The 11295-nt window shown below is 60.7% G+C and carries 13 protein-coding genes; all 13 read right to left on the reverse strand.

What is annotated here, in order from left to right; translation table 11 throughout:
* Positions 1-28: 28 nt before the first annotated feature.
* Complete coding sequence (locus tag E4662_RS05245) at positions 29-1783, reverse strand: hypothetical protein (RefSeq protein ID WP_136440287.1); 1755 nt, start codon at positions 1781-1783, stop codon at positions 29-31.
* Positions 1784-1810: 27 nt separating this feature from the next.
* Entirely contained in the window at positions 1811-3880 is a 2070-nt protein-coding gene (locus E4662_RS05250; protein ID WP_136440289.1) for a phage tail protein, read from the reverse strand.
* On the reverse strand, positions 3874-4257 hold the full coding sequence (locus E4662_RS05255) for a DUF6950 family protein (protein ID WP_136440291.1): 384 nt from the start codon (positions 4255-4257) through the stop codon (positions 3874-3876). Before E4662_RS05255 ends, E4662_RS05250 begins: the two co-directional genes overlap by 7 nt.
* A gap of 1 nt (position 4258) precedes the next feature.
* On the reverse strand, positions 4259-4888 hold the full coding sequence (locus E4662_RS05260) for a hypothetical protein (RefSeq protein ID WP_136440293.1): 630 nt from the start codon (positions 4886-4888) through the stop codon (positions 4259-4261).
* Positions 4885-5595, reverse strand: a complete 711-nt coding sequence (locus E4662_RS05265; protein WP_136440295.1) for a hypothetical protein — start codon at positions 5593-5595, stop codon at positions 4885-4887. Before E4662_RS05265 ends, E4662_RS05260 begins: the two co-directional genes overlap by 4 nt.
* 3 nt (positions 5596-5598) lie before the next feature.
* Positions 5599-8040: a coiled-coil domain-containing protein gene (locus E4662_RS05270; protein WP_136440297.1), complete on the reverse strand. Its 2442-nt coding sequence runs from the start codon at positions 8038-8040 to the stop codon at positions 5599-5601.
* Between the two features lie 2 nt (positions 8041-8042).
* Positions 8043-8207, reverse strand: a complete 165-nt coding sequence (locus tag E4662_RS24000) for a hypothetical protein (RefSeq protein ID WP_168797899.1) — start codon at positions 8205-8207, stop codon at positions 8043-8045.
* On the reverse strand, positions 8207-8599 hold the full coding sequence (locus E4662_RS05275; protein WP_136440299.1) for a gene transfer agent family protein: 393 nt from the start codon (positions 8597-8599) through the stop codon (positions 8207-8209). The genes E4662_RS24000 and E4662_RS05275 overlap by 1 nt, the downstream gene beginning before the upstream one ends.
* Positions 8599-9054 carry a phage tail tube protein gene (locus E4662_RS05280; RefSeq protein ID WP_136440301.1) on the reverse strand — a complete coding sequence of 152 codons (456 nt, stop codon included), beginning with the start codon at positions 9052-9054 and terminating at the stop codon, positions 8599-8601. The genes E4662_RS05275 and E4662_RS05280 overlap by 1 nt, the downstream gene beginning before the upstream one ends.
* A 272-nt stretch (positions 9055-9326) precedes the next feature.
* Positions 9327-9761, reverse strand: a complete 435-nt coding sequence (locus tag E4662_RS05290; protein ID WP_136440304.1) for a DUF3168 domain-containing protein — start codon at positions 9759-9761, stop codon at positions 9327-9329.
* A gap of 1 nt (position 9762) precedes the next feature.
* Entirely contained in the window at positions 9763-10242 is a 480-nt protein-coding gene (locus E4662_RS05295; protein WP_136440306.1) for an HK97-gp10 family putative phage morphogenesis protein, read from the reverse strand.
* On the reverse strand, positions 10235-10585 hold the full coding sequence (locus tag E4662_RS05300) for a phage head closure protein (RefSeq protein ID WP_136440308.1): 351 nt from the start codon (positions 10583-10585) through the stop codon (positions 10235-10237). Before E4662_RS05300 ends, E4662_RS05295 begins: the two co-directional genes overlap by 8 nt.
* 5 nt (positions 10586-10590) lie before the next feature.
* The gene (locus E4662_RS05305; RefSeq protein ID WP_136440310.1) at positions 10591-11136 is read right to left on the reverse strand and encodes a head-tail connector protein; all 546 of its coding nucleotides are present in this window, start codon (positions 11134-11136) and stop codon (positions 10591-10593) included.
* Between the last annotated feature and the right edge of the window lie 159 nt (positions 11137-11295).

Genomic DNA, 11295 nt, shown 5'->3' on the forward strand with positions numbered 1-11295 from the left:
GATTTTCTTGCCCATCGGCGTATTCTCCTTAGAGGAAGCCGAGCTCGATGGCCCGGTTATGAATGCAATTGGCGACCAGCGAATAACCGGCGGCATTGAGGTGCGTCGCATCGCTGCGCAGGCTGTCAGGGACCATCCCGGCAGCGATGTCGGCGTCGTCTTGCGCGGTGGGCGTGATCTCGACTTCAGAAAGCGCGGCGTAGCTGGCGAGGTATTCCTGCAGGTTCACGAAGCGCCGCCCGAAGGCCACCAAAAACTGCGCGTGCATGGGTGCGCGGTAATCCAGCGTGGATGTGGTCAAGCCGAGGACCAGAAACCGCTTGTCCAGCGCATCCATCCAGTCGATCCCCGCCCGGATCCGCGCAATGATGTCCGTGGCATCGTTGGTGCCGTCGTTCTGGCCCCACCAGAACAAGTGGATGTCGCCCTTGTGCGCAGCCGACGCGGTGATCACCGGAGCCGGACGGGGCACCGGAACCACTGATCCAGATGCAGCGCGTGTAAAGGTGTAGGTGCCGCCCGATTCCGACAGTGTTCCCGTCACCCCTTCCAGTGTGCAGGGATTGAGGCCCGCGCTGCCCTGCAGGAGCGGCGCGACAGCGCCGCCATCGGTGCCAGTCAACGTGACCGTGACGCCGCCGGATGCAGGCAGTTGATCACCGGCAGGCGTGGCGAGGTAAGGCAAGGCCCCGACCCGCCCGGCGATGGTACGCGAGCCCTCGCCCCCGACGCCGAGATTGGTCACCACCCGCCCGGTCAGGCCAGCCAGAACGGAGGGATAACTTGTCCCGCCGCCGCCAGACCCCGCCGTCAGGCTGTCCCCGGAGGCCACGAAGTTCGGCCCGGAGACAACGCGGCCCGAGACCTCCATCGCGGCCAGAATGCTGTCAATGACGCGTTTCGTGAAGCGGCCATCGGGTCCAACTTCCAGATCGGTGCGGCGGCCCTGTTCATCCACAAAGCCGAAGAGAACCCCGGATTCGTCCAGAATATCCTCTGTCGCCATCATCGCAGGCGTGTTGCCCGCCGTCAGCTTTGCGCCGATCTGATCCGCCGCCTGGTCGGTTGGTCCGCCATCCGGCGCGGTCTCCATCCATGTGCGCCGCCCGCCTTCGTCGACAACGGCAAACACAGCCCCGCTCTCATCGGCGAGTTCTTCGGCGGCGACCAGACCGTCAAGGTCTTCTGCACCAGCCGCGCCCAGGTTGGCCCTGGCTGCGTCCGGGTCCGAAACATCCGACAGGTTGTTCCCTACCGCCAGAAGCCCGGTCAGGGACGCAGCATCGCCAGCGAGGTGAACGGCAATCGCATCCGTCCCAAGAACGAAGGTATCCGGCGCGGCGACGGCCAGCACGTAGGACTTGCCGCCGCCAAAGGTGCCTTCCTCCACATAGAAGGCCGACAGGTTGACCTCTGACGCCTCATCGACGTCCGCAGGGCGCGTCCAAGCGCCAAAGGCTGTCACCCAAGGCCCATTCTCCGCCGGGTCCGTTTGGGCCGTCAGAAGGACACGGCTGGCACTGGTCAGCACGTCGTCAATCGTCTGCTCGCCCGACAACGTTTTGTTGGTCGTAGCGCGCAGTTGAACGCTTTCACGCGGGCGCAAAGCGGTGATGCCGAAGGTGGACCCTTCAACCGCTTCGATCCGGTCCTCGACAGCGCCGCCCCAGCCGCGAATTTCCGATTTTTTTGGCCCGTGCGCCTCATCTTCCGGCTTGCCATCGTTGTTTGGACCGACCTGGTCACGCCAAATCTGGCCCGCGCCCCCGTGTGGAAACACCATGCTTTACACCTCTTGATGTCTGAGAGTTCAGGTAATTGTGGCCGTCACCGGCCCTGCGTCTGTCGCCGAATCCTTGATCGACACATCGACGGAACGCGCCGTCCAATCGAAGGTGCCGGGGCTTGAACTGTCCGACAAAGAAATCGCCGCCCCCGGCCCGGAATAGATCGAGCCGACCAAGACCCCGTCGCGGTAGACTTCCGTTTTCCACAGCGAGGCGGAGGCAGAAGCCGTCAGCTCGACCAGCGCCACGCCGCCGCCCTGATCGGTGACCGTAAGGCCCGTGGGCGGCAAAGGCGGATCGACCACCGCAACCGCGACGACGCCAGCGACAATCACTTCTTCGCCCTCGACCCCGCCGGGCGTGACAAAGGCCACGCTGACGTCATAAGCCTGCCCGTCCTGCAGTCCGGAAATCTCGACCGACGTGGCCTCATCGTTGACCGGCACGTCTTTCCAGTTGTCCTCGCCCGCCTTGCTGTAGCGCACCACCGGCGACAGCGCATCGCTTGGCGGCGCGGCCCAGCCTGCGGAGATCCCCGCGACGAAGGTGTTTGCAGCCGCCTGTACCCCCGCCCCGCCTGCGACCACGTTTTCCGGCAAAGGGACACCTTCCTCATTGTCCGGCTCTGGCAGTTCCTGCACCGAGCCCTGCTCGGCGAGCGCCAGCGAATAGGCCGCTGAATCAACCTTGCGCAGGACCAGGGCGACAGCCCGCAGAAGACCCTTCTCGAAGCTCAGGGAGTAGCGCGCGACCTCATAGTCCCCCACCAACGCCAGTTGCGGCACATCCAGCGCGATTGTGTCCTCATAGATCGCTGGCAGCGCTTTGGGTTTGCAGAGCAGCGAGACCTCCTGCTTGGGGTTGTCCCGCTCCATGTGGATTTTCATGCACTGCCGCGCCTGCCGATGCGACGGGCACATGATCAGCGTCTTGTCCGGCCCGGTCAGAACCTCGCCGTCTTCTGCCACCCGCACATCATCCCGCCATGGCTCGGCATCCACTTCGATGTAGCCAAGGTCCTGACTGGTGAAACGTCCCACCACCTGGTTGTAGCGGTCCAGAAGGTCCGGGCCGGGGTTGACCTCCTGGACTTCGAGGATGTCGCCAAAACCAAGCGTGAACTCCGGCGGCGACCAGGCCCCGACCTTCAGCCCGATCTTGCCGGTGGGCTTCAGGCGCACCCGCCCTGCGCAGGCGGTCAACATGCGGCCCAGAACATCCTGCGGCTTCTCATTCAGCAGGTACGAGCCCGCGAGGCGGAACATCTTTTCTGTCCCGCCCTCCGCCAAAGCGACATCGCGATCACAGATGTCAGCCGCCGCGATGATGTCATTCACGTCAAAGGCGTCGGGCCGATTGAGCCCATCGGGCAGCGACGCATAATGATTGATCACCAGCGCCGCGTTTTCCGTGAAACCGGACAGCTCTGTGCGCGGATCGAAACACGCCGCCGTCTCGGCCAGCACCTTCAAGGTCGGCTCGCCATTCGGGAAAATCTTGCGGAACCGTGACGCGCTGACCGACTCTGATCGGATCATACTGGTCCAAAGCCCGTCCAGACGGTGATCTGCAGTCCACTCCGGCCAAACGTCCGTGATCTGATCATAGTGCGGGCTCGGAACCAGACCCTCTCTGCTAAGCACCCGCACTTTGGGAATGATCGTCAGGCCACCGTCTCTGCGTCGAACGTAGGGCGGACGATCACGGTCAACGTCACCGTTAGGCAACAACGGCACGGGCCGCGAGTCCAGCTGGATTTCCAGAACAGACGTGACCTCGCCATGACCATGCGCAAACACCCGGTAAGACACGCCGTTCTTCGCCCGATGGAACACCGTGTTGCCACCCACCAGAACGCGCCCTACGTGGCCGATGCGTGGCCCGGTGGCACTCTTGTTGTTGACCTGGATATTCTCTGGCTTGGCCGCTTCCGGCAGCTTTGGTTGGGTCAGCGTGCTGAGGGCCAGAGACCCGGCCACGTTCAGGGCAATCCCGGCCCATGTCAAAGACCCACCAACCGCCAGCGTCACACCGGCAACGGACAGCGCCCCCACGCCCGTGTAGCCGATCAGAGCCCCAAGTGCCGCTACCATGACCACCCCCGCAGAACCGTGAAATCATCGGAGATCTGAAGGCCGGTCTTCATCCGCAGAACCGCGCGCCCGTCCAGGATAAGCCCGCACAGCGTTTGGCCTTCATGGCCATCATCGAGAGACAGGACGGCCACGCCGTCGCCGCTCAGATCCCGCAATCCCGACCAGCGCATGCGCGGTTCGATCAACCGCAACAAACCGCCCGCCCTCTGGATCATGCGCCGACAGGACGACGCCCTGCTGTACGTCCCGCGCAGATCGGCGGCAGGATCAAACCCGGTCTCAAACCGGACGGCAGAAGCCGCCCAAAGCGCACAGTCGTTTTGCCCCCAGACGAATGGATCGCCCCGGGTCAAGGCAATGAAATCAGCCAGCATCTTACCAGTCAGTCCACTTGATCAGCTTGCCCGCCTCTGTGACGAACTGCAGGCCTTCGTCGGTGGGGTGCCGGCGCTTTTGGTCGAAGTAGGTCAGCATCCCGTAGGGCGGCACACCTTTGCGGGCCAAAAGGCTTTCTGTGGTCAGGCGTACAATGGCCCCGCCGCGCAGAACCGAAACCGTCATCCGGTCCATGAACCCGATGTCGACTGCGAAAGGATGGCCCATAGGAGTTTCCGTGCCCGGATCGAAAAGCTGCAAATAGAGCCCCGCATCTCGCCCTCGATAGTTCGACACATCACCCACCATGGTCACAACCCCGGCGGCCCAGGTCTCGCTTTGCTCGTTGTCGATCATCTCGTCAGGCATGCCGAGCTGGTACTCGCGGAACGGCGCAAGCTGACCATCTCCCCCAGTGACCTCCGGCAGGCCCACCAGCAGACCACCGCCCGCGCCCCACTCATGACCCCATTTCATATCCGTGAACGGCACGTTGCGATTGCACAGCCGGACGGGCTCATCTGCAAAGTCCAGATGCAGCATCACCGCAACCATCACCGCCCCGCCCGAGATCAGCTCCATGACCGGCGCGCGGTACTCTTCCGGCTGCGCCGCGACAAACTCCATCATCGGTCGAAGGCCTCGACCACGTTGACAGACATCGGCGAGCCGTTGCGAAAATACTCGCAAAACGGACGCCAATCCGCTTTGGAGCGGAGCCGAACGCGTACCGTTGGGTTCGTGACGTTAGCCTGATCACCCGCAGCGACAGCTTGCCGTAGAGGTGGATTGAACCGGATTTGGCCGTCCACGTTGGCCTCGACCCGGTACAAGAAATCAGCAATCGAAAAGTATGCCGCAACACTGATATTTCGGCCCAGGTAACCGTCAAGCTGGATTTCGGATGCGCCTGCGGGCGCGTCTGCCACCACTGTCGGCTCCCCAACATCTGGCAGAGCAAAGCCCGCCCCATCGTCAAAAGTCGAACCATCGTCAAAGAGCGTGTGACCGCGCGAAATGTCATCGGGCGAAAGCCCGGCATCTCTCCAAAACTGATGCGCATCGCCAGAGAAGACCAAGGTTCTATGGTTGCATAACGTGACGCGCAGGACATTTGCCCTTCCGCGCAACCGATCCCCTATGACAATCGCCTGTCGCATTGCATCCGGGCGCAACCGGATCAGGTCCAAGCGACCGATCCAGCGCCGGTTTTCCGAGTATAGGACCTGCTCGCGCCCGTCCAAACCCGGCCCTGTCGATACGTCATCAAGGTCCAACCAGAAGTTTTCATGCGCCCGCCGCAACAGCGCAGGGTCAATGTCAATAACTGTTGCCATGGATTACCTACGCTGAAGCTCGGAAAAACTGCGGTTGTTCTGGCTGATCATCTGACCACTGACGGTGGTCGCGACATCGCCGCTTATTCTCTGCACCCGCGTGTCGAACTCACCGCTTGGATGGACGAAAACGTCAACTTGCGAGCGGCCACCTCCCTGGGACAGCCTGTGGTTCGGCACCACCTTCGATCCGCGAGGCAAATGCACAAGCTCCGGCCCATCTTCGCCGACCATCGCAGCCCCTCCGGGCGCGTAGTCCGTTCCTTTGGCAAAGAACGACAGCCCCCCACCTTTGCCTCCGCCGAAAAGCGAGCCCAACAGCCCTTCGCCGCCACCAAAAGCGCCAGCCAATGGCCCCTTGCCGAACAAAGCCGCCTGCAGCGCGGCCTTGGCCAAAGCCTTGGCGACATCAGCTAGCACGTCCGCAAAATTCTCACCCTCAACAATCGCGTCGATCAGCCCATCCTGCAGCTCTTCCGTCAGGTCGTTCATAAACTCCTGCTGGGCAGCGTACTGCTCTGCCTTGATGGTCAGATTTGCAATCGCCTCGGCTTGAGCGTCGATCTCTTCGCGAACGGTTTTGCCTGTGTCGGCAGATCGCTGGTCCAGGTCGATGTTCTTGTCTTTGGCAGCATCAAGAAGCTCGTACTTGGCCGTCAGGAACGCGACTTCCTTTGCAGACTTGCCGATCATTTCGATTTGGCGTTCCAGCGCCGTGATTTCTGCTTCAGAGTTTGCAAACAGGTCGAAGGCTTCCGCTTTGGCCTTTCCCCCGCCCGTGCGGCCAGACCTGCCGCCGCCTGATTTCCGCTTGGGTCGGCTTGCCTCATTCAACCGTGCGATTTCGCGCGCAGTTTCTACCGCCTCCGCCCGCTGGCGGTCATATGATGCCAACGCATCCGGATCGGCCGAAGCCGCTGCATTCCAAACCGCAGAGGTGCGCCTGTCGAACTCTGCGCCTGCCAATGCCCCGGCTCGCCCGATTGGATCATCCCTATATTCGTACCGAATTTGCGCCGTCTCCAAGTCGGTCAAACCCTGAGCGCGCAGTTCATACAAGGCATCAACTGCGCGGTTGATCTCATCAGCCATCCGAGCCGCACTGGCGGTAGCCGCATCGAAGTTGACTGTGCCTGCGGACGTAGCCAGACGCTGGACCTGGTTGTCGGTCCGCCGCGCCAGATCCTCCGCTTCCGCCAGCTGGTCCGACAGTTTGCCTAGATCGGCATTGGCATCGCCCAACGCTGCCCGAAGGTCGGCGATTGCTTCGGCTATCTGCCCCATATCTCCGGCCTGACGGGCCGCGTTCAAGGCCTCTTGTGCATCATGAATGGAAGTCAGCACTTCCGGCGAAATCTTGAAGTGTTCCGCCAACGATGTGGTGTCTTCCAAACTGGCCAGAATTCCCTGCAGCCGCTCAACTTGCTCCACAACAACTGTGGAGCCGGCCAAAGGGGAAGCCTGAAGCTCAGCGATCTTCGACTGCGTTTCTTCAATCATCGCGTTACGCTTTTCGAGCGCTTCGCTGATTTCGGCGGCACCCGAGTTGTCCTCGAAGAACTTATCGACAGCCGTGCGGGTCGCAACCAAGGCCTTTTCCACTTCCAGCCGCGCCAGGGCTTCGATCAGGTTTTTGACTTCCTGTGTGACAGCCCCGTACGCGCTCTGCAGATCCTCGAGGTCACCTTTGGCAGCCCGGCCAACAGCAGCGGACGCGCTGTTGATCGCGGATTCCGCATCTCCAAAGGCATCCGCAAAGGTTTTGACCTTGGCGGCACTCTCCTCGGCATTGTCACCTGCAGCCAAAAGAAAAGCTGCGACCGGAAAACCGATGGCAGCGATGGTGGCCAGAATAGGAGCGATTACCCCCAGGGTTCCGCCGAGCATACCGAACCCGGATAGCATTTGTGGAAGCTGCATCCCCGCAATTCGCATCACGTTGGTGCCCATCTCCCATTGAACAAACATATCCGACACTTGGTTTGTCGTGTTCATCAACACGGCCCGTCCCTGGCGCGAGACGTTAAAGAAACCGCCTGCCTGTCCGGCCGCCGCCGTGGCAGCGAGGCCTGCGCCTAAATGGGCGGCCCGCGCTTGCTCAAGGACCGCGTTTGCTTCTTTCTGGCTGACAGCGCCCATTCGGACTGCGGCCTCCACCTGCCGCACTGCAGCCTCGTAACGGCGCTGTGCGGCATAGGCTGGATCGACGGACGCTTTCAGCCGCTGAAACGCGCGGGTTTCCTTTTGGATAGCGCGCTCGAAAACCTGTGCAGATGCCTCCGCCGATTTGGCAAAACTATTCGCCACCCTGCCATTGGCTTGCTCATATTTGTCCTGAATGGACTTGGCACTCTTGGTAGCCAACGCATCTACGCGCGCCAGTTGCCGCTCGAATTGTTGCAGCTTCACATTGAGAGGTACTGAAAGCCCTGGAGTATCCGACATCTTTAGAACCCCTCGATTCCCATCTCACGCAACTCCGCGTCGGAGAAGTCCGCCACAGCGCCGCCACCTTTTCGCCCGTCGCCACCGTGAGCCACATTCCAGCCATCCCGGCACGCCATGAATTCCCAAAGGCTCATGCGGCCCACTTCTTCAGGGGTGAAACCCATTACGGCCCCGGCACCGTAGATTCGGGAGAATTGCCATTTTCCCGATTGGCCATCGGCTCCACCCCGTCCGGCTCCCCCACCGGATCATCGGCCTCCACGATCAGAGCTGCAGTGATCACCTCATAGGCGACCAACTTCAGCGCATAGGCTCCGTATTGCTCGAACGTACGGGTGACCAAGGGTCCGGCCTCTTTTGGCTCCATCTCCGCACCGATCAGGCCAAGGCGCAAAACCTCGATCACGTCGTCAACCATCCACGACCCAACCCGAAGTCGCGTCATGATCACTTCCGGACCCGCATCGCAATTCTTCTGAAGCGCGCGCAGCTCTGCCAGGCCAAGGGCAAAATCGTGCTCACCCCCAGCCCAGATTTTTGAAACCCGGTGCGTCATCAGGTTTTGTTCTCGGTAACCGGCGTTCCGTCGAACTTGATTTCGATTGCCGCCGTCACTTTGCCTTTGTTGTCCGGGCGGGCGTTCTTGAGCGAAACCAGCTTGGCGCGCCCGGTCTCATACTCCGGATCGCCAACCGCCGCGTTGATGTGGCCGCACCGAACCGGAATGGACGCTCCGCTCTTCAGCCAAGTGATCATCCTGCCATTGGCCTGCTGCGCCCAGACACCCGATGCTGTGACCGAAACAGCAACCGATTGCGCGTCGAGCTCGACTTCATTCGGCTTGCCCTCGTTGTCGCAGTCCGGGACTTCGGTTTCGGATGTGTTCAGAGCGAAATCGAACTCCACCCCTTTCATGCCGCAGATCCGGGCATAGACCGGGTTCGGATCGGTATCGTCGAAGTCCACTTCGAGAACCATGTCTTCATATTTTTCTGTGGTGGCTTTCACCATGTCATCACCTCATGAAAAAAGCCGCCTTGCGGGCGGCCTTGGGTTTCGGAATTGAACGAAGCTGATGTCAGCTGTCGCTTTCGCCCTGGTTGCTCCTGGACTTTGCTTTCCGCCTTGGCGGAACACGTGTGGCAGCTCCTGCCGCAACCGCGGCTGCCACCAATTCTTCCGGGAACGTTTGCGGGGCCTCCGAGGCCTTGACGCCCCATCCCACATTCCGCTTGCGGCTCGAAAAATTGAACGGCTCGTGAAAAACAGCTTTCGCCATGGTGCTACCTTTCCTCGATGTGCGCTGTGAACTGCAGAACGCCATGGGTTATGGCGTTGTCAGGATCCGGCAGGATACGCTGCAGGTCCAAATCGGTTGTGACATGCCCATGCGTCGGCAGGTCAAACACTACATCTTTCAAAACCTTCCGGACGGCCGAACAGATCGCCTTGCAGTGCACGCGGCCAACCTTGCGGGACCAAACATCGATCTGGATGCTGATTTCATCCATATCGATACACTCCGCATCGTCGGGCACAGCCACCTCAGGACCAAAAGAAATATACCCGTCGCTTGACCCAAACGGTGCATCTGAAAAGCCCTGCTGACCACCAAGACGCAAATCGTCATAGACGTCATCGACAAGCGCCATGACCTCAGGAGAACCCTTCAGGGCGTCATACATGGCCTTTTGAAACTCAGTGTCCGGTGATGCCATTTCAGAGCGCCTTTATCGCCTTGTTGATTTCCCGCGTGATGCGGGCTTTGATCCGCCTCTTGGTGGCCCGATAGGCCGGCCAAAAAAACGGGTTGGCTGGCATCCTGGACGTGCCAAACTCCTGATACCGCGCATTGTCCGCGTCGAAGTACCCGCTTCGGTTCTGATCTCTCAATCGTGTCCCCGAATTCCTAGCTTGCCGACGCTTCGTTCTTTCGGTTCCACCCACGTAGATTGTGACCCGAATGCCGCCGGTGTCGTCGCCTCCCACTCTATCCGAATAGAGCGCTCCCGCCGGCGCATCGCCCCAGGTCCAGTTGATGCTGTCTCGCAATGCGCCGGTGTCTTTCGGCGCCAGTCGGCGCATTTGCTCAACCAGTTCATTCGCGCCGGCTTCCAGAGCAGTCTTGGCAGCCTGCCGGACACGGGCGGGTACGGTTTGGTACATGAACCGCCGAAACGCCGGCACACCATCAACCATGGCTGCGCGCGACCTCTGCAAGGAACTGCAGGATACTATTTCTCTGTGCCGGCCGAGGCGGCTCTTTCAGTGCGTACCGAACTCCGTCGATCTCGCAATGCCAATCGGACAGGATTTGGCGGGAAAGGGAGGACACTTTCACCGAAATCAAAACCGGCTGCCTGCCCTGAAGACGGCTCGCCAACACTTCTTCCCCACCTCGCAGATAGTAAAGGTTGGCCCATAATGTGAAGCGTTTGGTTAGCCCCGTCGCGATCTTGTTCCCGTACCCGTCATCAGCCGTCTCTTGCGACAGAAAAGCCGCGCGGCGATCGAAGTCGCCTGCCTGCAGGTGCTTTGCCATCCCGATTAACCGAAGACTTGAACGAAAGGTTGGAGCATGGTCTCAACACCATAGGGAAGTTCAGAGTTCGCCCCCGAATGGTTGATGGCAGATCGATTGTCGTTCCAATGCGTTGCCAACAAGAAAACCGCTTGTTTGAGATTCTCGGGCACCTCATCAGGGGTGTCCCAGCCTGCCCAAAACATCAGGTGGATGCCGCTTTGATCCAACGGCAACCCTTCCAACAGGGCGCAATCATCCACCACTGTGACAGTGACGTTCGCAACCTCTGACCATGCTCCCTCGCTATCGCGCTGCTCGACGGAGAACTCGCGACAGTCTGGAAATGGCAGGTCCACCAACTTTTCCGTACCATTAAGTGGCTGCGCCCATTTCTGACGCAAAATGCACCGACCCAGACGGCCGGTATAACCGTCAAGATATGCAACAGCCGCGCGCTCAAAGGAAGCCAACCGGAGATCCTGTTCGCCTGTGTCCGCACGAACATGGTCCCGAAGGTCTTCTATCGGGACCAGCGTTCCTTGCGGTGCTACCACTCGAAATGGACGCATCAGCGCTTAGCGGCCTTGTCAGCAGCGGCCTTGTCAGCAGCGGCCTTGTCAGCAGCGGCCTTGTCAGCAGCGGCCTTGTCAGCAGCGGCCTTGTCAGCAGCGGCCTTGTCAGCAGCGGCCTTGTCAGCAGCGGCCTTGTCAGCAGCGGCCTTGTCAGCA

This window comes from Pacificoceanicola onchidii, assembly GCF_004804335.1.
GTDB classification, from domain to species: domain Bacteria; phylum Pseudomonadota; class Alphaproteobacteria; order Rhodobacterales; family Rhodobacteraceae; genus Pacificoceanicola; species Pacificoceanicola onchidii.

Excerpts from the sequence above, each read along its gene's own strand:
- E4662_RS05265 (WP_136440295.1), bottom strand. The coding sequence starts at position 5,595 with ATGGCAACAGTTATTGACATTGACCCTGCGCTGTTGCGGCGGGCGCAT.
- E4662_RS05260 (WP_136440293.1), bottom strand. The coding sequence starts at position 4,888 with ATGATGGAGTTTGTCGCGGCGCAGCCGGAAGAGTACCGCGCGCCGGTC.
- E4662_RS05295 (WP_136440306.1), bottom strand. The coding sequence starts at position 10,242 with ATGGTTGATGGTGTGCCGGCGTTTCGGCGGTTCATGTACCAAACCGTA.
- E4662_RS05250 (WP_136440289.1), bottom strand. The coding sequence starts at position 3,880 with ATGGTAGCGGCACTTGGGGCTCTGATCGGCTACACGGGCGTGGGGGCG.
- E4662_RS05300 (WP_136440308.1), bottom strand. The coding sequence starts at position 10,585 with ATGGCAAAGCACCTGCAGGCAGGCGACTTCGATCGCCGCGCGGCTTTT.
- E4662_RS05255 (WP_136440291.1), bottom strand. The coding sequence starts at position 4,257 with ATGCTGGCTGATTTCATTGCCTTGACCCGGGGCGATCCATTCGTCTGG.
- E4662_RS05290 (WP_136440304.1), bottom strand. The coding sequence starts at position 9,761 with ATGGCATCACCGGACACTGAGTTTCAAAAGGCCATGTATGACGCCCTG.
- E4662_RS24000 (WP_168797899.1), bottom strand. The coding sequence starts at position 8,207 with ATGGGTTTCACCCCTGAAGAAGTGGGCCGCATGAGCCTTTGGGAATTC.
- E4662_RS05275 (WP_136440299.1), bottom strand. The coding sequence starts at position 8,599 with ATGACGCACCGGGTTTCAAAAATCTGGGCTGGGGGTGAGCACGATTTT.
- E4662_RS05305 (WP_136440310.1), bottom strand. The coding sequence starts at position 11,136 with ATGCGTCCATTTCGAGTGGTAGCACCGCAAGGAACGCTGGTCCCGATA.
- E4662_RS05270 (WP_136440297.1), bottom strand. The coding sequence starts at position 8,040 with ATGTCGGATACTCCAGGGCTTTCAGTACCTCTCAATGTGAAGCTGCAA.
- E4662_RS05280 (WP_136440301.1), bottom strand. The coding sequence starts at position 9,054 with ATGGTGAAAGCCACCACAGAAAAATATGAAGACATGGTTCTCGAAGTG.
- E4662_RS05245 (WP_136440287.1), bottom strand. The coding sequence starts at position 1,783 with ATGGTGTTTCCACACGGGGGCGCGGGCCAGATTTGGCGTGACCAGGTC.